This is a genomic window from Amycolatopsis taiwanensis DSM 45107 (assembly GCF_000519205.1).
In the GTDB taxonomy this organism is placed as follows: domain Bacteria; phylum Actinomycetota; class Actinomycetes; order Mycobacteriales; family Pseudonocardiaceae; genus Amycolatopsis_E; species Amycolatopsis_E taiwanensis.
Window position 1 is genome coordinate 86,901 of sequence record NZ_JAFB01000030.1, and the last position, 24,143, is coordinate 111,043.

General features: G+C 69.3%; 22 protein-coding genes. 16 read left to right on the top strand and 6 right to left on the bottom strand.

Going from position 1 to position 24,143, the window contains the following annotated elements; translation table 11 throughout:
• Positions 1-113 precede the first annotated feature (113 nt).
• From hypE to A3CU_RS55735, 11 genes are read left to right on the top strand one after another with little or no spacing between them, the layout of a single operon-like run.
• On the top strand, positions 114-1,211 hold the full coding sequence (hypE, locus tag A3CU_RS0123875; RefSeq protein ID WP_052372045.1) for a hydrogenase expression/formation protein HypE: 1,098 nt from the start codon (positions 114-116) through the stop codon (positions 1,209-1,211).
• Positions 1,211-1,540, top strand: coding sequence for a hydrogenase maturation nickel metallochaperone HypA/HybF (locus tag A3CU_RS0123880; RefSeq protein WP_027944441.1), 330 nt, complete (start codon positions 1,211-1,213; stop codon positions 1,538-1,540). Before hypE ends, A3CU_RS0123880 begins: the two co-directional genes overlap by 1 nt.
• A gap of 1 nt (position 1,541) precedes the next feature.
• The gene (gene hypB / locus A3CU_RS0123885) at positions 1,542-2,249 is read left to right on the top strand and encodes a hydrogenase nickel incorporation protein HypB (protein WP_027944442.1); all 708 of its coding nucleotides are present in this window, start codon (positions 1,542-1,544) and stop codon (positions 2,247-2,249) included.
• Complete coding sequence (locus A3CU_RS46300) at positions 2,246-3,598, top strand: hypothetical protein (protein WP_043842286.1); 1,353 nt, start codon at positions 2,246-2,248, stop codon at positions 3,596-3,598. The genes hypB and A3CU_RS46300 overlap by 4 nt, the downstream gene beginning before the upstream one ends.
• Entirely contained in the window at positions 3,595-4,125 is a 531-nt protein-coding gene (locus A3CU_RS46305) for a hydrogenase maturation protease (protein ID WP_052372047.1), read from the top strand. The genes A3CU_RS46300 and A3CU_RS46305 overlap by 4 nt, the downstream gene beginning before the upstream one ends.
• Positions 4,122-5,189: an NADH-quinone oxidoreductase subunit B family protein gene (locus A3CU_RS0123900; RefSeq protein WP_027944443.1), complete on the top strand. Its 1,068-nt coding sequence runs from the start codon at positions 4,122-4,124 to the stop codon at positions 5,187-5,189. The genes A3CU_RS46305 and A3CU_RS0123900 overlap by 4 nt, the downstream gene beginning before the upstream one ends.
• A 28-nt stretch (positions 5,190-5,217) precedes the next feature.
• The gene (locus A3CU_RS0123905; RefSeq protein ID WP_027944444.1) at positions 5,218-7,014 is read left to right on the top strand and encodes a nickel-dependent hydrogenase large subunit; all 1,797 of its coding nucleotides are present in this window, start codon (positions 5,218-5,220) and stop codon (positions 7,012-7,014) included.
• Positions 7,007-7,549, top strand: a complete 543-nt coding sequence (locus tag A3CU_RS0123910; RefSeq protein ID WP_027944445.1) for a NifU family protein — start codon at positions 7,007-7,009, stop codon at positions 7,547-7,549. Before A3CU_RS0123905 ends, A3CU_RS0123910 begins: the two co-directional genes overlap by 8 nt.
• Entirely contained in the window at positions 7,546-8,127 is a 582-nt protein-coding gene (locus A3CU_RS0123915) for a DUF5947 family protein (protein ID WP_043842288.1), read from the top strand. Before A3CU_RS0123910 ends, A3CU_RS0123915 begins: the two co-directional genes overlap by 4 nt.
• Before the next feature lie 27 nt (positions 8,128-8,154).
• Entirely contained in the window at positions 8,155-8,364 is a 210-nt protein-coding gene (locus tag A3CU_RS0123920; protein WP_027944447.1) for a hypothetical protein, read from the top strand.
• 32 nt (positions 8,365-8,396) lie between these two features.
• Entirely contained in the window at positions 8,397-8,504 is a 108-nt protein-coding gene (locus A3CU_RS55735) for a DUF6893 family small protein (protein WP_425388277.1), read from the top strand.
• A gap of 55 nt (positions 8,505-8,559) precedes the next feature.
• Here A3CU_RS55735 and A3CU_RS0123930 read toward each other — a convergent pair whose 3' ends face one another.
• A complete protein-coding gene (locus A3CU_RS0123930) occupies positions 8,560-10,434 on the bottom strand; it encodes a transketolase (RefSeq protein WP_027944448.1) in 1,875 nt (624 codons plus the stop codon).
• Positions 10,435-10,632: 198 nt separating this feature from the next.
• On the opposite strand from A3CU_RS0123930, the gene A3CU_RS46310 reads away from it, so the two are divergent.
• The gene (locus A3CU_RS46310) at positions 10,633-12,645 is read left to right on the top strand and encodes an MFS transporter (protein ID WP_084143640.1); all 2,013 of its coding nucleotides are present in this window, start codon (positions 10,633-10,635) and stop codon (positions 12,643-12,645) included.
• 59 nt (positions 12,646-12,704) lie between these two features.
• Here A3CU_RS46310 and A3CU_RS0123940 read toward each other — a convergent pair whose 3' ends face one another.
• Both A3CU_RS0123940 and A3CU_RS0123945 read right to left on the bottom strand, forming a co-directional pair.
• On the bottom strand, positions 12,705-13,355 hold the full coding sequence (locus A3CU_RS0123940; protein ID WP_027944449.1) for a TetR/AcrR family transcriptional regulator: 651 nt from the start codon (positions 13,353-13,355) through the stop codon (positions 12,705-12,707).
• 114 nt (positions 13,356-13,469) lie between these two features.
• Positions 13,470-14,690: a cytochrome P450 gene (locus A3CU_RS0123945; protein WP_027944450.1), complete on the bottom strand. Its 1,221-nt coding sequence runs from the start codon at positions 14,688-14,690 to the stop codon at positions 13,470-13,472.
• A gap of 236 nt (positions 14,691-14,926) precedes the next feature.
• Here A3CU_RS0123945 and A3CU_RS0123950 point away from each other — a divergent pair, with 236 nt between their 5' ends.
• A complete protein-coding gene (locus A3CU_RS0123950; RefSeq protein WP_027944451.1) occupies positions 14,927-17,254 on the top strand; it encodes an APC family permease in 2,328 nt (775 codons plus the stop codon).
• A gap of 19 nt (positions 17,255-17,273) precedes the next feature.
• On the opposite strand, the gene A3CU_RS46315 is transcribed toward A3CU_RS0123950, so the two are convergent.
• Positions 17,274-17,927: a TetR/AcrR family transcriptional regulator gene (locus tag A3CU_RS46315; RefSeq protein WP_043842290.1), complete on the bottom strand. Its 654-nt coding sequence runs from the start codon at positions 17,925-17,927 to the stop codon at positions 17,274-17,276.
• Positions 17,928-18,045: 118 nt separating this feature from the next.
• On the opposite strand from A3CU_RS46315, the gene A3CU_RS0123960 reads away from it, so the two are divergent.
• The gene (locus tag A3CU_RS0123960; RefSeq protein WP_027944452.1) at positions 18,046-19,575 is read left to right on the top strand and encodes an MFS transporter; all 1,530 of its coding nucleotides are present in this window, start codon (positions 18,046-18,048) and stop codon (positions 19,573-19,575) included.
• 6 nt (positions 19,576-19,581) lie between these two features.
• On the opposite strand, the gene A3CU_RS46320 is transcribed toward A3CU_RS0123960, so the two are convergent.
• Together A3CU_RS46320 and A3CU_RS0123970 are read right to left on the bottom strand one after the other, a co-directional pair.
• Positions 19,582-20,508: a COG4705 family protein gene (locus tag A3CU_RS46320; protein ID WP_245617292.1), complete on the bottom strand. Its 927-nt coding sequence runs from the start codon at positions 20,506-20,508 to the stop codon at positions 19,582-19,584.
• 214 nt (positions 20,509-20,722) lie between these two features.
• Complete coding sequence (locus A3CU_RS0123970; protein ID WP_027944453.1) at positions 20,723-21,238, bottom strand: SixA phosphatase family protein; 516 nt, start codon at positions 21,236-21,238, stop codon at positions 20,723-20,725.
• A gap of 210 nt (positions 21,239-21,448) precedes the next feature.
• On the opposite strand from A3CU_RS0123970, the gene A3CU_RS0123975 reads away from it, so the two are divergent.
• Together A3CU_RS0123975 and A3CU_RS0123980 are read left to right on the top strand one after the other, a co-directional pair.
• Positions 21,449-23,005 (top strand): glycoside hydrolase family 13 protein, encoded by a 1,557-nt coding sequence (locus A3CU_RS0123975; RefSeq protein ID WP_052372049.1) that lies wholly within the window; start codon positions 21,449-21,451, stop codon positions 23,003-23,005.
• Between the two features lie 54 nt (positions 23,006-23,059).
• Positions 23,060-23,599: an ester cyclase gene (locus A3CU_RS0123980; RefSeq protein WP_027944455.1), complete on the top strand. Its 540-nt coding sequence runs from the start codon at positions 23,060-23,062 to the stop codon at positions 23,597-23,599.
• Positions 23,600-24,143 lie beyond the last annotated feature (544 nt).

The window sequence follows — 24,143 nt, forward strand, 5'->3', positions numbered from 1 at the left end:
CTATCGGGGCGGCAGGGCGCCAGTGTGGACGACGTGATCCGAGTTCGTCAGGAGCGCCCTGTCGACACGATCGCGGTCGCGCGCAAACTCGCGGAGAAGGAGGTGAGTCACACATGACCGGCACCGAATTGTCCACACAGGATGGTCGTGAGCAGCTCGTGCTCGACCGGATCGACCGGGTGCGCCGTGCCCCGGCCCGGGTCCGGGGAGAGCGGGTCACCCTGGCGCACGGCTCCGGCGGCAAGGCGACCCACACGCTGATCGAAGCCATCTTCCTGGAGGCCTTCCGCAATCCACTGCTCGAACCACTCGACGACGCGGCCCAGCTGCGTTTGGATGGTGCTCGCCTCGCGCTGACCACCGACTCGTTCGTGGTGTCGCCGCTGTTCTTCCCCGGTGGGAACATCGGCGACCTCGCGGTCAACGGCACGGTCAACGATCTCGCCGTATCCGGTGCCACGCCGAAATATCTGACCGCCTCCTTCATCCTGGAGGAGGGCTTCGAAGTCGCCGACCTGAGCCGTGTGGTCGAGTCGATGCGCAACGCCGCTCGTGTGGCGGGCGTGGACGTGGTCACCGGCGACACCAAGGTGGTGCAGCGTGGCAAGGCCGACGGCTGCTATATCAACACCGCCGGGATCGGCGTGGTGAGCCACCCTGGCGAGTTGGGCGCCGCCACCGTCCGCGACGGCGATGCGGTGCTGGTGTCGGGCCCGATCGGCGAACACGGCGTCACGATCATGTTGGCGCGTGGTGAGCTGGAGATCGACGCCGAGCTCACCTCCGATACCGCGCCCGTGCACGGCTTGGTCGCCGGCCTGCTGGCCGCCGCGCCCGGCGTGCGGATGCTGCGGGACGCGACCCGCGGCGGCGTCGCCACGGTGCTCAACGAGGTGGCCACGGCCGCGAACGCGGCGGTCGTCGTCGACGAGGACGCGGTTCCCGTGCGCACCGGGGTCCGCGGTGCTTGCGAACTCCTTGGTATCGACCCGCTTTACGTTGCCTGCGAAGGCCGGATCGTGGCCGTGGTCGACGGTGCCCAGGCGGACGCCGCGCTCGCGGCGATGCGCGGGCACCGCCTCGGCGAAGGGGCCGCGGTGATTGGCCGCGTACGGGCCGAGCCGCCGGGCATGGTCCTGCTCAACACGGCCTTCGGCGGAACCCGCGTCGTCGACCTGCTCGTCGGCGACCCGCTCCCGAGGATCTGCTGATGCACGAGCTGTCAATCACACAATGCGTCGTCGACGCCATTGCCGAGCGGTTCGCCGACAGCCGGGTGCTGGCCGTGCGGCTGGAGATCGGGAAGCTGTCCGGCGTGGTGCCGGACGCGGTCCGGTTCTGCTTCGACCTGGTCGCCGAGGGGACTTCGGTGGCCGGCGCGCGACTGGACATCGACGAGCCGGCGGGCTGCGCGACCTGCCGGACCTGCGGCGGGTTGTTCGAGATCGACCAGCCGATCCTGATGTGCCCGTGCGGCAGCGCCGACGTCGAGGTGACCTCGGGCGGCGAGCTGCGGATCTTCTCGGTGGAGGTGGCCTGAAATGTGCGGTAGTTGCGGTTGCGAGGAGACCGGCCGGACGGTGACGGTCCAGGAGCGGGTGCTGGACCGCAACGACCACCTGGCCGAGCACAACCGGGCGTGGCTGGCCGACCGCGCGATCCTCGCGGTGAACCTGATGAGCTCGCCCGGTTCGGGCAAGACCACGTTGCTGGAGCGCGCGATCGAGGACCTGCGCGATCGGCTCACGCTCGCGGTGATCGAGGGGGATCAGGCGACCCCGCTGGACGCCGATCGCATTCGCGCCACCGGTTGCCCGGCGGTCCAGATCAACACCGGGGCGGGCTGTCATCTCGACGCCGCGATGCTGGCCGGTGCGCTGCGGGACCTCGGCCCCGCGCCGGGCTCGGTGGTGTTCGTGGAAAACGTCGGCAACCTGGTCTGCCCCGCGATGTTCGACCTCGGCGAGGACCACCGCGCGGTGGTCATGTCCGTCACCGAAGGCGCCGACAAGCCGCTGAAGTACCCGCACATGTTCCGCACGGCCGACGTGGTGCTGCTGAACAAGGTCGACCTGTTACCGCACGTCGACTTCGATCCCGACCGCTTCCGCGATCTCTTGCGGCAGGTCAACACCGCGGCCGCGGTGCTCCCGGTGTCCGCGACGCGGGGCGACGGGCTCGGCGAGTGGTACAGCTGGCTGGCCGGCCGGCGACGGGTACTGGCGGCGGCGGTGGAGGCAATGCTGTGACAGCACAGGCACTCACCGAGTTGGAGCACGCCCGCGCGGTGGCGGACGCGATTCTGTACGAGGGCTACCTGCTTTACCCGTACCGCCGTTCGTCCGGAAAGAACCGGGTGCGCTGGCAGTTCGGCGTGCTTGTGCCGCGCCCGTGGCTGTCGCCCGCCGCGGCGGCGGACGACAGCGTTGCCGGTTCGGCGGACGCGTGGCGCCAGCAAACCGAGTGCCTGCTGGAGGCGAGCGCCAGCGCGACAGTCCACATGAGACTTCGGTTCCTGCAGGTGCGTCACCGGTCTGTCGAGTCCGCTGTGGACGGTGGGTTCCGGCCGGTGAGCGAGCTTACCGTCGACGGCCGCCGGCACCTGACTTTCGACGATGCGGTACCCCGGGACTACGACGTCGTCGCCACCGCCGGCGAACTGCTTCGCGACCCGCACGTCGCCGAGGTCACCGTGCCGGGCGGCGAGGAGGTCGAGCGGTTGGGAGAGGCGGGCCGGATCGTGCGGACCTGGTGGCCGCTGCGGCTGAGGGTGCGGGTGTCGGCCCGGCCCGCGCGGGCTCCGTTTCCCTTGCTACGGCTGCGATGCGAAGTCGAGAACACCGCCGAGGGGCCGGAGCGCGGCGCGCCGCGGCCCGAGGCGCTGCGGTTCTCCCTGGCCGCGACGCACTCCCTGATCCTGGTGCGTGGAGGTTCGTTCCTGTCGCTGCTCGACCCGCCGGAGTGGGCCGCCGCGGCGGCACGGGAATGCCACAACGTGCACACCTTCCCCGTCCTGGTCGGCCCCCGAAGCCAACGTGACGTGGTGCTTTCGACGCCGATCCTGATGGAGGACCACCCGCGGGTGAGCCCGGAAAGCCCGGGCGACCTGTTCGACGCCACGGAGATCGACGAGATCCTGTCGCTGCGCACGCTCACCCTCACCGACGAGGAGAAGCGCGAGGCGCGGGCCACCGATCCGCGCGCGGCGGCGATCATCGACCGGATCGAGGGCATCCCGCCGGAGGTCATGGACCGCCTGCATGGCACGGTCCGGTCACTGCGTCCGGCGGACGAGCCTCCAACCGGCTCCGTGGTCGTCGACGGAGTTCGCCTCTCGCAGGGCAGCCGGGTGCGGCTGCGCCCGCGTACGCACGGCACGGACGCCCACGACATGTTCCTCGACGGCCGGATCGGTGTCGTCGAGAAGGTACTGACCGATGTGGACGGTGCCCGGCAGGTGGCGGTGACGCTGGCCGACGATCCGGGCGCGGACCTGCACCGGTGGTACGGCCGGTTCCACTATTTCTCGCCCGAGGAACTGCGGCCCGAGCCGGACCCGGCGCCAGACCCGGATCCAGACCGGGAGCCGGCGCCATGAGCCGGCCCGGGGCAGGAGTGCTCATCGCCGGGATCGGCAACGTGCTGCTCGGCGACGACGGCTTCGGCGTCGAGGTGGCGCGCAGGCTGGCGGACCTGCCGTTGCCGCCCGGAGTGGTCGTCGGCGAGTACGGCATCCGCGGCATGCACCTGGCCTACGAACTGCTCGACGGGCAGTTCGGCGGGCTGATCCTCGTGGACGCGGTCCCACTCGACGATCCGCCCGGCACCGTCGCGGTGCTCGACGTCGCCCCGGACGATGCGCGGATCCCCGGCACGGTCGATGCGCACGGGATGGACCCGGTCACCGTGCTCGGCCTGCTGCGCAGGCTCGGCGGCACGGTCGGGCGGGTACGCGTGGTGGGCTGCCGCCCCGCCGTTCTCGAGGAGCGCCTGGGGCTGTCGGACGTGGTGCGCGCGGCCGTCGAACCGGCTGCGCGGCTGACTCTCGATCTTGCCGCCGACCTGGCCGGTAAGGCGAACGAGTACCGACCCGAACACACGGTGGGACGGAGGAACCGGAGATGACCACAGCGAAATCGCCGCAGGCAGGGCAATCCCAGCCCCATGGTTTCGACGAGATCCACATCCTGTGGATCTCGGAAGGGATGAGTTGTGACGGCGACACGGTCGCGGTGACCGCGGCCGCGCAGCCGGCGATCGAGGACGTGGTGACCGGGCTGGTGCCCGGTTTGCCGACCGTCCACCTGCACAACAAGGTGTTGTCGCCGACCGTGGGCGGCGAGGAGTTCCTGGCCCCGTTCCGGGCGGCCGCGCGGGGTGAGCTCACCCCGTTCATCCTGGTGATCGAGGGATCCATCCCGAACGAGAAGATCAACGGCGACGGGTACTGGACCTCGTTCGGCAACCACCCGAACACCGGCGAGCCGCTGACTCTGAACTGGTGGATCGACAACCTCGCGCCGAAGGCGTGGGCGGTGGTGGCGGCCGGCACCTGCGCCACCTACGGCGGGATCCACGCGATGGCCGGCAACCCGACCGGTTGCATGGGGCTGGCCGACTATCTCGGCTCGGACTTCCGCTCCACCGGGGGCCTGCCCATCGTCAACGTGCCCGGTTGCCCGGTGCAGCCGGACAATTTCATGGAGACCCTCACCTGGGTGCTCTACCACGCGGCGGGCTCCGCGCCACCGCCGCCGTTGGACGAAATGTTGCGTCCACAGTGGCTTTTCGGGAAGACCGTCCACGAGGGATGCGACCGGGCGGGCTACTACGAGCAGGGTGATTTCGCCAAGGACTACAACTCGCCCAAGTGCCAGGTCAAGATCGGCTGCTGGGGGCCCGTGGTGAACTGCAATGTGCCCAAGCGCGGCTGGATGGGCGGGATCGGAGGCTGTCCCAACGTCGGCGGCATTTGCATCGCCTGCACCATGCCGGGCTTTCCCGACAAGTTCATGCCCTTCATGGACATGCCGCCCGGCGGCAGCCTGTCGTCGGCGATCGTCAAGCCGTACGGGGCCTTCATCCGTCGCATGCGCGGCATCACCAACAGCACGGCCAACACCGAACCCCGGTGGCGCCACAACCGTGAAGAGCTGACCAGCGGCTACAACCCGCGCTGGCGCCCGTGATCCGGACCGACGAGCGAGGAGACCAGCTATGACGGCGACCAAGCCGGAGCGCACCGCGGCCAAGAAGCAACCACAGATCATGGAAATGTCCTGGGACCCGATCACCCGCATCATCGGGAACCTCGGGATCTACACGAAGATCGATTTCGCGAACCGGCTGGTGACCGAGTGCCACAGCACCTCGTCGCTGTTTCGCGGCTACTCGGTCTTCATGAAGGGCAAGGATCCCCGCGACGCGGGATTCATCACCAGCCGCATCTGCGGGATCTGCGGCGACAACCACACCACGTGCTCGGTGTACGCGCAGAACATGGCCTACGGCATCAAAACCCCGCCGCTCGGCGAAACGATCCTGAATCTCGGCGAGGCCGCCGAGTACATGTTCGACCACACCATCTTCCAGGACAACCTCGTCTTCGTGGACTTCTGCGAGGCGATGGTCAAGGAGACCAACCCGAGCCTGCTGGCCAGGGCCGAGAACGCCGAGGCACCCGGCGCCGCCGTGCACGGCTATCGCACGATCGCCGAAATCATGCGGGCGTACAACCCGTTCGAGGGCGAGGTCTACCGGGAGGCGCTCAAGGTCAGCCGGACGACCCGGGAAATGTTCTGCCTGATGGAAGGACGGCACGTCCATCCGTCCACTGTGTACCCCGGCGGGGTCGGCACGATGCCGCAGCCGACGCTGTTCACCGACTACCTCTCGCGGCTGCTGGACATTCTGGACTTCGTGAAGAAGGCCGTCGCCCTGAACAACGACGTGTTCGACTTCTTCTACGAGGCGCTGCCGGGCTATGAGGAGGTGGGTCGCCGCCGCGTGCTGCTGGGCTGCTGGGGCTGCTTCCAGAACCCCGAAGTCGTGGACTACCGCTACGAGAACATGACCAACTGGGGCCGGGCGATGTACGTGACCCCCGGCATCGTGGTCGACGGGCAACTGCTCACCACGGACCTGGTCGACATCAACCTCGGCATCAGGATTCTGCTCGGCAGCTCGTACTACAAGGACTGGGTCAACGAGGAACCGTTCGTGACCCAGGACCCGCTCGGCAACCCGGTCGACATGCGCCATCCGTGGAACCAGACGACCCTGCCCGAACCCGGGAAACGCGACTTCGGGGACAGGTACAGCTGGGTGATGAGCCCGCGGTGGTTCGACCGGAACAGCGGTCAGCACCTGGCGCTGGACACCGGCGGCGGGCCGTTCGCCCGGCTCTACACCACCGCACTGGCCGGTCTGGTGGACACCCCGTACGTGAAGTCCACCGGGCGCAGCGTGCAGATTTCGTTGCCCAAGAGCCGCACCCTGCCCGAGATGACTCTGGAATGGACGATCCCGCAGTGGTCCAACGCGCTGGAGCGCAACCGGGCCCGGGTCTACTTCGTCGCCTACGCGGCGGCGATGGCGGTGCAGTTCATCGAAGAGGGCCTGGCACGCGTGCGTGCCGGGGACACCCGGGTGTTCACCGAGTTCAAGGTGCCCGACGAGGCGATCGGCTGCGGGTTCCACGAGGCCGTGCGCGGTGTGCTGTCCCACCACCTGGTGATCCGGGACGGGAAGATCGCCAACTACCACCCGTACCCGCCGACACCCTGGAACGGCAGCCCGCGCGACAGCTACGGCACGCCGGGGCCGTACGAGGACGCGGTGCAGGACATGCCGATCTTCGAGGAGAACGGCCCGGAGAACTTCAAGGGCGTGGACATCATGCGCGCGGTGCGCAGCTTCGATCCCTGCCTGCCCTGCGGGGTGCACATGTATGTCGGGCAGGGCCGCACGATCGAGAAGCTGCACTCACCGATGTGGGGAGCCGGCCATGCCTGAGCGGCCCCGGCTGGCCGACGACGCGGTGGCCGCGCGGCTCACCCGGCTCGACGAGTTGCTCGGGCAGGTGGAGGCGACGCCCGGTCCGGCCGGGGAGGTCGCGCTCGCGGCGGTGTCGGAACTGACCCGGGTCTACGGCGAGGCGCTGGCCAGGGCCAGCGGCTACGCGGCCGAAACCCCGGCGGTGCTCGATGCCTTCGTCCGGGACGAGTTGCTCGGTCATCTCCTTGTGCTGCACGACATCCATCCCGAGCCCGCCCGCCGCCGCGTCGCCCGCGCGGTCGACGGCCTGCGTCCGGTCCTGGCCGAACGCGGGGGCACGGTCGAGCTGACCGGCATCGACGACGAGGTGGCGACGGTGACCCTGTCCGTCGGCGGCTGCGGGTCTACTGTGGACAGTGTGCGGAACGCGGTGCGAGAGGCCGTACTCGCCGCGGCTCCCGAGTTGTCGGAAGTCGCGATCGTCGCGCCGGCCGGGTCGCGTGCCACGTTCGTCCCACTCGAAGCCGTATTGCCGGGGCGGACGGCAACGTGAGCAGCGCGTTGCGCCGTGTCATCCAGCGCCCGGCCGATGGCCTTGCGGACGTGGCCGAGCGCTGCGAAATGTGCGGCCTGGCCGTGCCCGTGGAGCATCGGCACGTCCTTGACGTGCGGCATGGCGAGCCGCGGTGCGTCTGCCAGGCGTGTTCGCTGCTGTTCGAGCGCGACGCCGCTGCCGAAGGGCGTTACCGGCTCATCCCCGGCAGACGTCTGAGGGTGCCCGAGTTCGTCGCGGCGGACCTCGGGGTCCCGGTGGGCCTGGCGTTCTTCGTCCGGCAGCCGGGCGGGGGAGTGGTGGCGCACTATCCGAGCCCCGCCGGCGCCACCCGGTGGGAGGTCGAAGCCGCCGCGTGGGAGGCGGTCGAAGGCACCTGCCCGCCCGTGCGGGAAATGCTGCCAGGCGTGCAGGCGCTGCTGGTGAACACCGCACGTGGCCGTCGTGAGCACTGGCTGGTGCCCATCGACGACTGTTACCGACTGGTCGCGCTGATTCGCCGCGAATGGCGGGGCCTGTCCGGCGGAAGCGAGGTGTGGCCGGCGATCGACGGTTTCTTCGCCGACCTCGACGAGTAAGACCCGTTCCCAACGAGAGGAGTCGAGATGGCTGAGATCCGGGTGGGCAAGCCCGACGTCAAACCCGACACCCCGTCGCACACCAAGGGTGTCCACGAGGGCAACACGCCGGGCTCCTACAAAAAGCAGATCGGGCACCACAAGGACGGCACGGCCGACGCCCGCCGCTCCACCGGGGTGAGCCCGAAGAAACACAACTCGATCATGTCGATCATGCCCAACCTTCCGCCCGGATGAGGCGGCAGCGGGTGAGTACGAGAGGAGTCATCATGAAGGGACGCACACTGCTGTTGATGCTCGTCGCGGCGGGCCTGTCCGTGGTGCTGTGGCGGGAATACCCGGCGATGATCCGGTATCTGAAGATCAAACGCATGTAAGTGGCCGGCCGGTGAGCCCGGTGCCGGGCTCACCGGCCGTAGCCGAGGCAGGCCCTCACCCGAGGAGGTCGCGGGCCGCCTCGGCGATGTGGTCGGCGTCGATACCCGCCCAGGCGAGGAGTTCGGCGCTGGTGCCGGAGCCCGGCATGCCGGTCACCGCGAGGCGGGTCAGGGAAAGAGGGGCCTGCCCGGCGGCGACGAGGGCGTCGGCGACGGCGGAACCGAGGCCGCCTTCGGGGTGGTGGTCCTCGGCGACCACGATGCGGCCACCGGTGGCGGTCACGGCCGCGGTGAGCGTGGCGGTGTCGATGGGCTTGATCGAGTAGCAGTCGATCACCCGGGCACGGATTCCTTGCTGGGCAAGGAGATCGGCCGCCCGAAGACATTCGTGGACGGTCACCCCGGCACCGGCGAGGGTGACATCGTCGCCGTCGCGGAGCACCTTGGCGCCGCCGACCGGGAAGGTTTCCCCGTCAGGGTACAGAACCGGGTAGGCGCCACGAGTGGTGCGCAGATAGCTGACGCCGGCAGTGGTGGCCATGGCGTCCACGAGCGCGACGGCGCTGGTCGCGTCGCTGGGGTAGAGCACGGTGGAGCCGTGCACGGCGCGCAGCATCGCGAGGTCTTCCAGTCCCATCTGTGACGGGCCGTCGGCACCGATCTCGACTCCGGCGTGGGAGCCGACGAGCCGCAGGTCGACCCTCGAGATCGAGCCCATCCGGATGAAGTCGTAGGCCCGCGTGAGGAATGCGGCGAAGGTCGAGGCGAACGCGCGATAGCCGCGCACGTTCAGGCCGGTCGCGGCGGCGATGAGCTGTTGCTCGGCGATGAACATCTCGAAGTACCGCTCGGGGTAGGCGTGCGCGAACTCGCCTGCGTAGGTGGAGTTGTTGACCTCCCCGTCCAGTGCGACGACTCGTGGGTCACGGGCGCCGAGCGCCACCAGCGCGTCGCCGTACGCCTTGCGCGTGGCCACCTTCTCGCCGACCCCGTAGTGGGGCAGTGCCCCGTCGCCGGTCACGGTTTCCGCGGTGGTCGTGGCCGATTCCGGGTCCGGCCGGGGTCCGCGAAGCACGAGGTCCCGGACGCCGCCCAGTCCGGCGATCGCCCGGTCCGCGAGGTCCTCGGGCAAGGGCTTCCCGTGCCAGCCGTTGCGATCCTCGATCTCGGAAAACCCGCGCCCCTTGATGGTTTTCGCCAGGATCACCGTCGGCCGGTCGCCGGTGTCCTCCGCCGCGGTGGTGAGGGCGTTGTCGATCGCGGTCAGGTCGTGGCCGTCGATGGCGATCACCCGCGCGCCGAAGGACTCGGCACGCCGGGCGTAGGCGTCGAGGTTCCAGCCGAATTCGGTTTCGCCGCGCTGGCCGAGGCGGTTGACGTCGACGAGCGCGACCAGGTTGGCGAGCTGGTAGTAGGACGCCTTGTCCAGGGCCTCCCACATGGAGCCCTCGGAGAGTTCGCTGTCTCCGCAGAGCACCCACACCCGGTACGGTCGCCGGTCCAGGTACTTGCCGGCCAGTGCGACGCCCACCCCGTCCGGCAACCCCTGGCCGAGCGAGCCGGTCGCGACGTCGACCCACGGCAGCACCGGTGTGGGGTGGCCCTCCAGCCGTTGCGCGAAGCGGCGGTAACCGGTCAGCAACTCCTCCTCCGAGACGACGCCGACCGCCCGGAACACCGAATACAGCAAGGGCGAAGCGTGGCCCTTCGAAAAGATCAGGTGGTCGTTCGCGGGCGAGGAAGGGTCGTCCCAGTCGTAGCGCAGGTGCCGCGCGACGAGCACCGCCATCAGGTCGGCCGCGGACATGCTCGAAGTGGGATGCCCGGACCCGGCGCTCGTCGAGGAGCGGATCGAGTCGACCCGCAACTGGGCGGCGAGCTCAGCGACCGTCTCCAGTTCCGTCGTGGCCGCAGGCGTAGTGGTTGTCACGAGATCCCTCCCTAAGCCGTCGTAACACCCATCGTCGCGCAGGATCTCCGGCGCCGCCCGTCACGATGGACTTTGCCACCTGGCTCGACCGAGAGGGCGCCGCCGCTTTCACCGCGGCGCGGGTCTGCTAAGGTTGGTAAAGCACTTGATTTAACTCCGCGGGAACGCTGGGGAACACCGAACCGGGAGACTCTCCTTATGACCGCTGCCCATGCCAGGTCCGCCGAATCGCCGCAGGCGGCCAAGGTCCGGCCGAACGCCGTCGTGGCGGTGCTGGCCTTCTCCGGAATCGTGGTCTCGTTCATGCAGACCCTGGTGATCCCGGTGATTCCCGAGCTTCCCGCACTGCTGAAGGCGTCCGCGTCCGACACGAGCTGGGCGATCACCGCCACGCTGCTCGCGGCCGCCGTGGCGACGCCGACCATGGGCCGGCTGGGCGACATGTACGGCAAGCGGCGCATGCTGCTGTTGAGCGTCGTGGTGATGGTCGGCGGATCCGTCGTCTGTGGCCTGTCCAACGGCCTGGAACTCATGGTCGTCGGGCGGGCGCTGCAGGGCCTGTCGGCCGGCGTCATTCCGCTCGGCATCAGCATCATGCGCGACGAGCTGCCGGCCGAGCGGCTTGCCTCGGCGACCGCGCTGATGAGCGCCTCACTCGGTGTGGGTGGCGCGCTCGGCCTGCCCGCGGCCGCGTTGCTCGCCGAGTGGGCGGACTGGCACGTGCTGTTCTGGACGTCGGCGGGCCTCGGCGCGGTCGCCGCCGTGCTCGTGGTCGCGCTCGTCGGAGAGTCGCGGGTCCGCACCGGCGGCCGGTTCGACCTGCTGGGCGCCCTCGGGATGTCGGTCGCGCTGCTGTGCCTGCTGCTGGCGATCTCGAAGGGCGCCGACTGGGGCTGGGGCAGCCGCCTGACGCTGGGGCTGCTGGCCGCGGCGGTGGTGATCCTGCTGGCCTGGGGCTGGTGGGAGCTGCGCACCCGGGAACCGCTGGTGGACCTGCGCACGACGGCGCGTCGCCAGGTGCTGCTCACCAACCTCGCGTCCGTGGTCTTCGGGTTTGCGATGTTCGCGATGTCGCTGGTGCTTCCGCAACTGCTGCAGCTGCCGAAGGCGACCGGCTACGGGCTGGGACAGTCGATGATCGTGGCGGGCCTGGCGCTGGCGCCCGGCGGGCTGCTGATGATGGCCACCGCGCCGGTGTCGGCGCGGATCTCCCGCACCATGGGTCCCAAGGTGACCCTGATGATCGGCGCGATCGTGGTCGCGGCGGGTTACGGCCTGGGCACCATGTTGATGTCGGCCGTGTGGCAGGTCATGATCGTCGCCGGGGTCATCAGTGCCGGCGTCGGGCTGGCCTACGGCGCCATGCCCGCCCTGGTGATGGGCGCGGTGCCGGTGTCCGAGACCGCCGCGGCCAACAGTCTCAACACCCTGATGCGGTCGATCGGCACGTCGACCTCCAGCGCGGTCGCGGGCGTCATCCTGGCCAACATGACCACCAGGCTGGGCCCGGTCGACGTTCCCGCGAAGGACGGGTTCCACGTGGTCCTGGCCGTCAGCGCGGGAGCCGCGCTCGGCGCCTTCGTGATCGCGGTCTTCCTCCCCGCGCGCCGGCGGGCGGCGCAGCAGAGCTCGCCGCGGCACGCCGCGCCGGAGCCTGCGGTCGAAACCGCGGCCAGGCCGGGAATCGGTGAGATCACCGGGACGCTGCGCACCCGCCATGGCGGTGCAGTGCCGGGTGGGGTGGTCACGGTGACCAGCCCCGGCGGGCAGCAGATCAGCCGGGTCCGGTCCGGCGACACCGGGCGCTACACGGTGGCCGGCCTGAAGCCCGGCATCTACACGATCATCGTGACCGCGAGCGGGTTCGGACCGGAGGCGGCATCGGTCTCGCTCAACGGGGCGGGCGCAGTCCGTGACTTCGAGTTGGCCGGCCAGTCGATCGGGCGGCTGTACGGCACCGTCACCGCCCCCAACGGTGAGGGGCTGGCCAACGCGACCATCTCCGTGACCGACGACGACGGCAGCCTCATTGGCAGCGTCGTCACCGACGTCCACGGAAACTACGAGCTCCGCGACCTCGCGCCCGGCGAATACACCGTGGTCACCACCCTCTACACGCCTGCCGTGCAGCAGGTTTCCCTCGCCGCCGGCGACCAGGCCGTCGTCGATCTCGACCTCATCGCCGCGGACCCGGAGCAGGCCGCCGTGTGACCGGCGGCCGGCGGCGAGACTCACCTTGACCGGGGGCCTGGCAGCTCGAGAACCGGCTCTCAGGCAGACGTGACCGGGGCCGTCCACAGGCCGACGAGCGCGTCGATCAGGCCGTTCGCCGCGTCCTGCCAGGTGGCACGCGGCGTCGGCCCGCCCTCGGCGAGCGCGCGTTCGCGTTCGGCGCCCATGTGCACCATCAGCTGGCGGGCCATGTCGTCCCGCTCGGCCCGCACCTCGGCCGGCAGTTCGGGCAGGCAGCGCTTCAGCCCGGCCAGGATTCGTTGGAGCGTCGGCGAGTTCCGGGCCTCCTCGACCATGATGTCGCGCAGCACCGGGTCCGTCATGACCTGCGCGCTGAACCGGGCGAACCAGGTCGGGTTGCCCCGTGCCTCCAGATGCTCGAACGGCGGCCGCACCAGGCAGGCCAACCAGTCCCGCACGTTGCGCGAGCCGCTGTCGACTTCGGCCAGCATGCGAAGGCGCAGCTCCTCGGTCTGTTCACCGTGCTTGCGTGCGATCGCACGGACCAGATCCACCTTCGTGCCGAAGTGGTAGTTGACCGCCGCGTTGTTGCCTTGCCCGGCCGCTTCGCTGATCTGCCGGTTGGACACCGCGTAGACGCCGTGCTCGGCGAACAGTCGCTCCGCCGTGAGCAGGATCAGCTCGCGGGTCGCGGTCGCGCGCTCCGCGCGCACGGCTCCGCCTGCCATGGTCACCACCTCGTCGCGCTCGCGGACCTGTGTTGTCCGGGGGTGCAACCCCAGACCCCCGGCCCAGGCCCGCCGATGAAGGTCAGCTTACTTCGCCAGGCCGGGCGGTCCGGGTCACCACCGCACCGGGACCTCGGCCAGGCCGCCGACGACGAGTCCTTCGACCCGCTGCAACTCTCCGGCGGGGACGGCCAGTTCCAGGCCCGGGAGCCGGCGCAGCAGGACCTCGAGCGCGACCTGGAGTTCGGTGCGCGCCAGTGCCTGTCCCAGGCACGAATGCGGTCCGGAGCCGAAGGCGAGGTGCGGGTTCGGCGTGCGGCCCAGGTCCATGTCGTCTGCGCCGTCGAAGACGGACTCGTCGCGGTTGGCCGCGGCCAGGCTGCACATCACGGTGGTGCCCGCCGGCAGCACGGCCCCGCCGACCTCGGTCTCCTCGTGCACGTAACGGACCATGCCCAGCCCGGCGTTGGCGTCGAACCGCAGCGCCTCCTCCACTGTGGACCTGACCAGCGATGGGTCCGCCAGCAGCCGCTCCCAGCGCCGCCGGTCGGACAGGAGCATCGCGACCATCTTGCCGATCATGTTCGCGGTGGTCTCGTGCCCGGCGATCAGCAGGGCCAGGCCGGTGGCCGCGAGCAGCATGTCCGGCAGCGGCCTGCCGTCGGCGTCGGTGTTCGTGATGAGCTCGCTGAGGAGATCCTCGCCCGGTTCGGCGCGCTTGGCGGCGATGTGGGCGTTCATGTACCGGAAGAACTCGGCTTGCGCCGCCTCGACCTCTTCACCCGTGTAACGAGTGAGGTTGAGCAGTGCGTCCGACCAGTGGGAGAACCGGTCGCGGTCGCTGTCGGGCACGCCGAGCATGTCGCAGATGACCCACACCGGCAGCGGAAATCCGAAGCCCGCCTTGAGATCGGCGGGCGCCCCGCCGAGCACCATGTCGTCGATCAGGCGCTCGGCCATCGCCTCGATCCGCGGGCGCAGCGCGGTCATCCGCCGGACGGTGAACCACTTGATGATCATCCGCCGCCACTGTTTGTGTGCTTCGCCGTGCTGCGGCAGGGTAAGTGCCACATCGCTGTTGAACAGGCCGCCCGACTCGGTGTCGGAGATCCGGGCCGCGTCCGCTGCGTCGAGGCTGCGCCCGAAGCGGGGATCGGACAGCAGTTGCTTCACGTCCTCGTAGCGGGTGAGCAGCGAGACCTCGTCGCCGCTGGGCAGCGTCGCCTTCGCCACCGGGCACTTCTGCCGTAGTTCCGCCCACTGGGCGGGTGGCTCCAGGGCTGTCGGGCCGGGGAACGGATAGGTCAGCAACTGCTCGCTTTCGCTGGTGCTCACGGCACATCCTCCGCCAGGTCGACCGATGGTACGGGACCAGTGAACCGACACCGTGCAATTAAGTCAAGTGATTGAATTAGCGAATCCGGAGTTGCACCCGACCGGTGGTCCGTCCGAAGTGGACGACGTGACACCGGCGGGGCACGCTTCGGTAGGTGTGCCGCGCGTAGTGGAACACGGCTACGGGTACAGCAGGACATGGACGAGCGTCGTCGGGAACGTCCGGAGGAGATCGCATGGTGCAGGGGCGTGGGGCGCTGCCGGAGACGGTGGGGTACGCGCTCAAGCGGTTGCTGCTCGGGCGGCCGTTGATCACCGCGCAGCTGCGCACCGAGCGGCTGGCCAACCCGGTCGCGCTCGGCGTGCTGTCCCCGGACGCCATCTCGTCCTCGGCGTATGGCACCGAGGAGATCCTGCTCGAACTGCTGCCGTTCGCGGGGCTGGCGGCGTTCACGCTGGTGCTGCCGATCACCGGGGTCATCCTGCTCATCCTGGTCCTGGTCACGGCGTCCTACCGCCAGGTCGTGGTGGCCTACACGCAGGCCGGCGGCTCCTATGTGGTGGCGCGGGAGAACTTCGGGCCGAAGGTGGCGCAGGTGGCCGCGGCCGCGTTGCTGATCGACTACGTCGTGACCGTCGCGGTTCAGGCGGCGGCCGGCACGGTCGCGGTGGTGTCCGCGGTGCCGGTGCTCGGACCGTACCGGCAGGAGATCACCATCGGCGTGGTCCTGCTGATGTGCTACCTCAACCTGCGCGGCCTGCGCGAGGCCGGTCGCCCGTTCGCGGTGCCGACGTACTTCTTCGTTCTCATGGTCGGTTCGATGATCGTGGCCGGCGTGATCCGCCAACTCGTCACCGGGCTGCCCCGGTTCGATCCCACCGCGCTGCCCGGCGCGGTCGACGTCCACACCGGCAACGGGCTCGTGATGGGCGCGAGCGTGCTCGTGGTGCTGCGGGCGTTCGCCAACGGCGGATCCTCGCTGACCGGGGTGGAGGCGATCTCCAATACGGTCAGCGCGTTCCGAAGCCCCCGGGGCCGCAACGCGCGCAAGGTGCTCACGGTGATGGCCTGCATTCTCGGCTTCCTCGTCGCCGGCGTGTCGTACCTGGCTTTCGCGACGCATGCGACGCCCTACACCAGCGGCTATCCGTCTGTGCTCGCGCAGGAAGCGCGCGTCGTGTTCGGCGCCGGGACGGCGGGCACGGTGTTGTTCGCCCTGCTGCAGGCAGCCTCCGCGCTCATCCTGTACACCGGCGCCAACACCAGCTTCAACGGCTTTCCGTTCCTGGCCAGCTTCGTCGCCGAAGACCGGTTCCTGCCCCGCCAGCTCACCAAACGCGGCCACCGGCTGGTGTTCTCCAACGGAATCATCGTGCTCACCGTGCTGTCGGTGGGGCTCCTGCTGTTCACCGGGGGATCGGTGAACAGCCTGGTGCCCTTCTACGCGATCGGCGTGTTCACCGGATTCGCCATGGCGGGCTACGGCATGACCCGGCACCACCTCCGGCACCGCGAGCCGGGCTGGCGGCACCGGCTGTTGATCAACCTGTCGGCCGGGGTGGCGGCCACGGTGGTCGTGCTGATCTTCGCGGTGGCCAAGTTCACCGAAGGTGCGTGGCTGATCGTGGTCGTGTTCCCGATCCTGGTGGCGGTGCTGATCCGGCTCAACCGCGAGTACCGGGCGGAGGCCGCGATTCTGGACGAGGTGCGGGAGGAGGAGCTACGCGCCACCAACTACGCGCGTCACCAGCTCTACGTCATGGTCAACAGCGTTGACCTGGCCGTGCTGGAAGCCTTGCGCTACGGCCGTAGCCTGCGCGGCACCGATCTGAAGGCGGTGCACATCATGGTGGACGCGGCACACGCCGAGCGGCTCCAGCGCCGCTGGGAGGAGCTGCGGATCGGCGTCCCGCTGCAGGTCATCGACTGCCCCGATCGCCGGGTCGCCCGCGCCGTCGCCAATCTCGTCGTCGATACCACGGCCCAGGAGGGCACGCACGTCACGGTGCTGTTGCCCCGCCGTATCTACCCCCCGCTGCTGGGCCGGCTGCTGCACGACCGCACCGCCGACCAGATCGCCCGGGCGATCAGTCGCATCCCGCACGCCGCGGCGACCATCGTCCCCTTCGACGTGCAGGCCCAGCTTCGGCAGAAGTTCCCGGAGCTGCCCGAGGAGCGCCTGTCCGGCGCCATCGAACGGATCGCCGAGCGGGTCGCCTTCGAGGAACAGGCCGACGTCGCGGAATACGAGCAGCCCGTACCCGACGGGCGGGCGGTCCCGGTCGCCTCGCTGCATCCCGGCCGCTTCGCCACCGTCGAGGGTCGCTTGCGGGAGGTCACCGAACAGGCCCGTGACGGGCTGCCGATCCTGTCCGGCACGCTCGCCGACAACTCGGGTGCCGTGGCGGTGGAGCTGCCGCGCGCGCCCGGCCATCCGCCGGAGCCCGGAACGTTGTTGCGGGTCCACGGCCTGGTCGTCGAGCCGGCCGACGCCGACATGCTCGCCATCGTCGACGCGCGATACACCGTGGTCGACGAAGACACCGGCCAGGAGCCCCGCTGAGCCGCGTCCCGATGGGTGGTCAGATGGTCGGCGAACCGTGCACGGTGAGGAAGTCGTCGACCAGGCGGGTGCAGAACTCCCGGTCGTTGGGCCGCTTGACGATCATGGTGTTGAACAGGAGCGGCCCGATCAACTGGGCCGCGGCGAGGTCGATGTCGCCGGCGGTCACACGCGGGACGCCGCCGAGGCAGTCGCGCAGCACGGCGTCGAACGGCTTGCGGTAGCGGTCGATGATGCGCTGCCGCAGGACGGCGAACTGGGTGCGCTCGACGGGGTCCGCGGGCAACTCGGCCGACAGTCCGCTGGTGGCCAGCCAGATCGCGGCCGCCGTGGTGGGCGCGTGCTCGATCTGCTGGGCCTGGTCGAGGACCAGGCCCAGCAGCCGGTCGCGTGGCGTGCCGCCCTCCGGCGGCGCCGGTATCGGCGGGAGCAGCTGCTGGAACGCCGCGGCCAGCAACTCACCGCTGTTCGGGAAGTGACGGTACAGGGTCGAGCGGGCCACTCCGCTGCGTGAGGTGACCGCCTCGATGGTCACTCCGCGAATGCCGCTTTCGGACAGCAGCGCGGCAGCGGCGTCCAGAAGAGCCGTTCGTGATCGGTCCAGTCGCGGGTCGCGCCGCTCGGCGGGCGCCCCCGTGCCGTCGTCCCGTGACGGCCGTGTGTGCGTGGTCATCACTCGTTAGTGTGCTCCGCCCAGGTTTCTGGCCGCGCAATCCCTCGCCGCAGGTTTCAGAACTGACGGTACTGCTACGATACCGATGGTTTCGTTACTTACTCGAAGCGGGGGTGCCATGCGGGCACTGCCAGGGAGTGGAGCCGTCGAGGGCTCCACATCGGACCTGCCGCGAGGGCGCCAGATCTGGGCGGTGGCGGTGATGTGCGCCGCTGTCGGCCTGGTCATCGGCATGGTGACGATCGTGAACACGGCACTGCCAGTGATCGCTCGCTCCACCGGTGCGACCCAGGCGGAGCAGACCTGGATCGTCGACGCCTACACACTGGCGCTGGCCGCGCTGGTGCTCCCGGCGGGCGCTCTGGGCGACCGCCGTGGCCGGCGGGGTGTCCTGATCGCCGGCCTGGTGCTGTTCGCGCTCAGTTGCGGCATCCCGCTGGCGACCGCGTCGGCGACGGCGCTGATCGTGTCCCGGGCGATCACCGGGGTCGGCGCGGCGCTGATCATGCCGGCGACGTTGTCCATCATCAACGCGAGTTTCTCGCCGGGCCGGCGCGGGCTGGCGATCGGCGTGTGGGCGGCGGTGGCGGGGCTCGGCGGGCTGGGCGGTCTGGTCGTCGCGGGCGTGCTGCTGCAGTACTGGTCGTGGCAGATCGTTTTCGTCGCCCCGGCGGCAATGGCCGTGCTGTTGGTGATCGCCGCCTGCACGGTGCCCACGTCGCGTGAGAGCCGGCCGCACCGCTTCGACCTGCCGGGCGCCGCGCTGAGCACCGTGTCCATCGGGGTGCTGGTGTTCGGGATCCTGCGCGCGGCCGACGTCGGGTGGGCCAGTCCGGAAGTCATCGGGGCGCTGGCCGCGGGCGGTCTGCTGGCCGCGGCCTTCGCCCTGCTGGAGCTGCGGCGGACTGACCCGCTGCTGGACGTGCGCCTGTTCACCAACCGGGAGTTCGCCACCGGATCGCTCTCGGTGACGCTGCAGTTCGCCGCGGCCTTCGGCGGGCTGTTCGCCCTGACGCAGTATCTCCAGCTCATCCAGGGCTATTCGCCATTGAAGTCCGGGCTGGTGCTGTGGCCGATCGTGGCTCTATTGCCGGTCACGCTGGTGGCGGCCCAACTCGCCCAGCGATTCGGCCTGCGCGCGATCACCTGCGGCGGACTCGTGATCGTCGCGGCGGGTGTGGTCGCGGTGGGCCGCCTCGACGCCCACAGCCGCTATCCGGAGCTGGCTGTTGCCGTGTGTGTCCTGGGGGTCGGCCTCGGCTTCACCGCGCCACCGGCCACCGCCGCGATCCTCGACAACGTGCCGCCGGACAAGTACGGGGTCGCCTCCGCGGTCAACGACGCGACCCGCGAGGTCGGTAGCGCACTGGGCATCGCGCTGGCCGGCACCATACTGTCGGCCGGCTATACCGGTCGCATCGCCGCCGCGACGGTGGCCCTGCCGCCCGAGGAGGCCCGGACAGTGTCCGGTTCCATCGCCGGTGCCCTGACCGTCGCCGCGCGGTCGGGCCCCGCGGGGCGGCAACTCGCCGACGCCGGCCGCGACGCCTTCAGCCACGGCATGTGGCTCAGCCTGCTCACCCTCGCCGGACTCGTGGTCGCCGGCGCCCTGATCGTCGCCTGTATTCCGGCCAAACGCACGCGCTGACCAGCGTCACTCTCGTTCGGCGCCGGTCGTCGTCGCGGCGTGCGAGGGTTTCCGGGGGACGACCGCTCCGTTGGGTCTCTGTGGTTCGCCGGTGAGCCGGTTCTTGGGGTAGGGCAAGGGATTCAGGGGCCGGCGGTGGACGACGACGCTCTGGTAGAGGACGAGGACGACGAGCAGGCCGAGTAGCGCCGTGGAACCCCAGAGGGTGCCCCAGCCGAGTCCGCCCTCGTCGGCCGGTTTGGTCAACGAGTCGCCGCCGGCGGCGCCGAGCGGGCGGGTCAGGATGAAGGCCAGCCAGAACAACAGCATGGTGTCGATGGTGGTCAGGTAGTGCGCGAGCACGATCAGCACCATGATGCCGGCGATGACGAGGAAGGCGTTGCCGAAACCAAGGCCGGTGTCGTCCGAGAGCCAGTCACCGCTGGCCGTGCCCAGGGTGTTGGATACCAGGATCGCCATCCAGTACAGGATCTCGCCCTTGCGGCTGGCGATGTTCTCCACGTCGTAGGACTGTCCGGTGCGCCACCACACGACGAAGATGACCGCCAGCAGGCCGGTGAGGATGATCGCGCCCCAGCCGTACCCGACGCCGTTGGGCTCGCTGCCGTCGCCGGGCCCGCGGTCCAGCAGGTCCGAGATCTCGGTGCCGACCATGCTGGTGCCCAGGACCACCGCCCAGAAGAGCGCGGGACGGAATCGGCCGGCGTTGACCTGGAGCGTGAGAACGACCAGGAAATAGCCGAGAAAGATCAACTCGGTGGTCAGGTAGCCGGCGCCGAGCGTGATCCCGAACAGATCGCCGGCGGTCTCGCCCAGCGTCACGGCCACGATCTTGATCGCCCAGAACAACGCTGTCACATGCGGAAGTTTCCGCATCACGTAACGGTCCTGGTAATCCGGAATGTGCACATCGGACGGTCGGGGCGCGGTCAAGCCCATACCTTCTCCCATCGGAACCGACGTCACCGGTCGGTTGCAGCTTCGATGGCGCTATCGGCAGCGGCTCGTACGCTCATGACAGCCTGTGCGTGTGATCTCGAGTGGGTGACGCGTGGCACGTGCCGGTGCACGGACGCGAGCCCCTTCGCCACGCCGCGGACTGAACCGTACAGACTGCACCCTCGCGGGCCGTCCGAAATGGAATGTCTTACGGGTGCACCCCGCCCTGCCTGGGGGTGAAGAAACCGACCAGCGTCCCACAACCTTCGTCCAGGTCGGCCCACCCGCTCGGGATCCGCAGCGTCGCGAGGGCGCCGGTCGGGAACTTGGTGCGCACCTGCTCGAGGAGTTCGCCACCGGAGTTGCCGGCGAGGTGAAGGGTTACGTCGCGCATGCTCGGCTCGTGTCCGATGATCAGCAGCCGGGTCACCCAGTCCGCGGTTTCGCGAATCACGGCCAGTACGTCCTCGCGGTCGGCGGCGTAGAGCCGGTCGTCGTAGGTGACCGGTGGTGAGGTGCGGAGCGCGCCCTCGACGAGTTGCCAGGTCTGGTACGCGCGGCAGGCGGTGGAGCAGGTGACGTGGTCGGGAATGATGCCGGTGTCCCGCAGCCATCGCCCGGCCCGTGGCGCGTGCCGGCGGCCGCGGTCCGAGAGCGGGCGTTCGCGATCGGGGACGTCGGGCCATGCCGACTTCGCGTGCCGCAGGATCATCAACAGTGGCATGGGTTCCGCCTGAGATTTTCAGTCGCGGATGGGCCGGAGTCTTTCCACCGGGCTGCTTCCCAGAATAGAACGTTTGAAGGGGGTCTGGGGGATTGCGCCCCCCAGACGACAGGGACCAGGTTGCGCTGGGAATGTCGTGCACCCGATGCTCGGTGAACATCCGCGTCATCCGGTGGCCGGGCTGACGTCCGGCGGTGTGAAGGGAAGTTGATGAGCAGTCCAGCCGCGAGCGAAAACAACACCACCGAGGCGGGTCAATGGTGGCGGACGGCGGTGATCTATCAGGTCTACGTGCGCAGCTTCGCCGATGCCAATGGTGACGGGTTAGGCGATCTGGCGGGCATTCGGAGCCGCCTCGGCCATCTCGCCGGGCTCGGCGTGGACGCGGTGTGGATCACCCCGTTCTACCCGTCGCCCATGGCCGACGGAGGCTACGATGTCGCCGACTACCGCGACGTGGACCCGCTCTTCGGTGATCTCGACGAGTTCAAGGCGTTGCTCGCGGACGCGCACACGCTGGGTCTGCGCGTGATCGTGGACCTGGTGCCCAACCACACCTCGTCGCGGCATCCGTGGTTCCAGGACGCTCTCGCCGGCAAGCCCGGTGCCCGCGAGCGGTACCTGTTCCGTGACGGCGCCGGGGACCGGCCGCCGAACGACTGGGAGTCCGTGTTCGGCGGGCCCGCGTGGACCCGCGTCGCCGACGGCCAGTGGTACCTCCATCTGTTCGACCCACAGCAGCCCGACCTCAACTGGGACAACCCCGAGGTGCGCGCCGAGTTCGCCGACATCCTGCGGTTCTGGCTCGACCTGGGCGTGGACGGCATCCGCATCGACGTCGCGCACGGCCTGGTCAAGGCCGATGGCCTGCCCGACGTCGGCCGCCCCACGCAGTCCCGTTTGGTCGGGCGGGCCGAACTGCCCTACTTCGACCAGGACGGTGTGCACGAGATCTACCGCGAATGGCGCAAGATCCTCGACTCGTACCCCGGGGAACGGATCGGCGTCGCCGAGGCGTGGGCGCCCAACGCCGAGCGGCTCGCGCTGTATCTGCGTGCCGACGAACTGCATCAGGCGTTCAACTTCCACTACGTGCACGTGGGCTGGGATGCCGCGCAGTTCCGGCGGGTGATCGACGAGTCGCTGACCACGGTGGCAAAGGTCGGCGCGCCGTCCACGTGGGTGCTGTCGAACCACGACATCGTGCGCCACGTGACCCGCTTCGGCGGCGTGCGCCGTGCGCGGGCCGCGGCGTTACTCACCTTCGCGCTGCCCGGGTCCAGCTACGTCTACCAGGGCGAGGAACTCGGCCTGCCGGAGGTGACGGATCTGCCAGAAGAGGTCCTGGCGGATCCGAAGTGGGAGCGCTCCGGACACACCGACCGCGGCCGGGACGGTTGCCGCGTTCCGCTGCCGTGGTCGGGCGGCCGGCCGCCGTTCGGGTTCTCCGCGACGAGTTCCTGGCTGCCGCAGCCGGAATCGTGGGCCGAGTTGACGGTCGAGGCGCAGGACGCCGACGATTCGTCCATGCTTTCCTTGTACCGCAAGGCGTTGCGTCTTCGCCGAGCGATCCGCGGCGAATTCGGCTGGGTCGACGCGCCAGACGGCGTGCTGAGCTTCCGGCGTGGCAGCAATTTCCGCTGCACGGCGAACTTCACCGGTTCCTCGATCACAGTGGACGGACCGGGGGAATTGCTGGTGAGCAGCGTCCCGATGGACGGAAAGGTCCTGCCGCCCGACTCGGCGGCATGGTGGCGCATCGGCTAGCCGCGAGGATCTGCTGGGGTAGGTTGTCCCAACCACTGAGCTTGAGGAGTCGCCATGACCGCGTTGACCCCGGAGTTGCGCGCGATCCGCGAGAAGATCGTTCTCGACCACTTCGAGGGCGAGGTGCGGCAGGAGTGGGACGAGGTGCTGTCGACGTTCCCGCACCCGCACTACGAACTGATCCCGATGGGGGTTGTGCACGACGGTGAGGCCGAGGTGCGCGGGTACTACCACGACACGCGGGTCGCCTTTCCCGACCAGCGACACCAAATGATCGAACTGCGGCACAGCGACGACGCCGTGATCTGCGAGTTCTACCTGCTGGGCACCCACCTCGGTCCGTTCGGTGCGATTCCCGCGACCGGTAGCAAGTTCAAGGTGCGCATGACCGCGTTCTTCATCTTCGAAGGTGAAACACTTATCTGTGAGCGAGTCTACTTCGACGTCCTCACGATGCTGAAGCAACTGCTGGGCGGATTGGACTTCGCCAAACCCAGGAGCTACCTGGTGCTGGCGAAGGCGTTGAAGGGCGCTTTCTCGGCACTGGGCAGCAAAGGCAAGCCGAAGGAACCCGCCCACACCATCTCCGACTGATCCTGCCTTTCCACACCATGTGAGCATCCCAAACCCTGCCGTGGAGCGTCCGCCCGCCGCTGCCATCTAGATCGGGCCAGCACAGAGCGGCCGGACACAGGGTCAGCGCCCGGGCAGGCGTGTCGTGTGTCCGGGCGCTGACGCTCTGTGTGGTTAGGCGGCTTGCTGGTATCCGGGTGGGGGTGCGTGGGCGAGGTTGCGCATGGGTTTTCGCTCTTTGCTGATCCAGGGTGGCGGGATGAACTCGGGCAGATGCCCGTTCATCTTCACCTCGTAAGAGTCGGCATGGGGCGCGGTTCCCGGGTTTCGTCGGGTCGTTTCCCCATGCCGCTCTTCCGAACCGGACGTGCGACTTTCACCGCATCCGGCTCTCCACGGGTCGGTCAGGTTGTGGCGTGTCGGGGTGTCTGGGTCCAGGGGGTGGGTATTATGGTTCCGCGCCATCGGTAGCGTTGGATTGCCATGGTGGCGGGTTGGTAGAGATCCACTCCGTCGGTGCTGGGCTGCCATCCTTGATATGGGTGGTAGCGCCGCACGACCCATT

Coding starts and splice junctions, on each gene's coding strand:
- hypE (WP_052372045.1), top strand. CDS start 114: ATGACCGGCACCGAATTGTCCACACAGGATGGTCGTGAGCAGCTCGTG.
- A3CU_RS0123880 (WP_027944441.1), top strand. CDS start 1,211: ATGCACGAGCTGTCAATCACACAATGCGTCGTCGACGCCATTGCCGAG.
- hypB (WP_027944442.1), top strand. CDS start 1,542: ATGTGCGGTAGTTGCGGTTGCGAGGAGACCGGCCGGACGGTGACGGTC.
- A3CU_RS46305 (WP_052372047.1), top strand. CDS start 3,595: ATGAGCCGGCCCGGGGCAGGAGTGCTCATCGCCGGGATCGGCAACGTG.
- A3CU_RS0123900 (WP_027944443.1), top strand. CDS start 4,122: ATGACCACAGCGAAATCGCCGCAGGCAGGGCAATCCCAGCCCCATGGT.
- A3CU_RS0123905 (WP_027944444.1), top strand. CDS start 5,218: ATGACGGCGACCAAGCCGGAGCGCACCGCGGCCAAGAAGCAACCACAG.
- A3CU_RS0123910 (WP_027944445.1), top strand. CDS start 7,007: ATGCCTGAGCGGCCCCGGCTGGCCGACGACGCGGTGGCCGCGCGGCTC.
- A3CU_RS0123920 (WP_027944447.1), top strand. CDS start 8,155: ATGGCTGAGATCCGGGTGGGCAAGCCCGACGTCAAACCCGACACCCCG.
- A3CU_RS55735 (WP_425388277.1), top strand. CDS start 8,397: ATGAAGGGACGCACACTGCTGTTGATGCTCGTCGCGGCGGGCCTGTCC.
- A3CU_RS46310 (WP_084143640.1), top strand. CDS start 10,633: ATGACCGCTGCCCATGCCAGGTCCGCCGAATCGCCGCAGGCGGCCAAG.
- A3CU_RS0123940 (WP_027944449.1), bottom strand. CDS start 13,355: ATGGCAGGCGGAGCCGTGCGCGCGGAGCGCGCGACCGCGACCCGCGAG.
- A3CU_RS0123950 (WP_027944451.1), top strand. CDS start 14,927: ATGGTGCAGGGGCGTGGGGCGCTGCCGGAGACGGTGGGGTACGCGCTC.
- A3CU_RS46315 (WP_043842290.1), bottom strand. CDS start 17,927: ATGACCACGCACACACGGCCGTCACGGGACGACGGCACGGGGGCGCCC.
- A3CU_RS0123960 (WP_027944452.1), top strand. CDS start 18,046: ATGCGGGCACTGCCAGGGAGTGGAGCCGTCGAGGGCTCCACATCGGAC.
- A3CU_RS0123970 (WP_027944453.1), bottom strand. CDS start 21,238: ATGCCACTGTTGATGATCCTGCGGCACGCGAAGTCGGCATGGCCCGAC.
- A3CU_RS0123975 (WP_052372049.1), top strand. CDS start 21,449: ATGAGCAGTCCAGCCGCGAGCGAAAACAACACCACCGAGGCGGGTCAA.
- A3CU_RS0123980 (WP_027944455.1), top strand. CDS start 23,060: ATGACCGCGTTGACCCCGGAGTTGCGCGCGATCCGCGAGAAGATCGTT.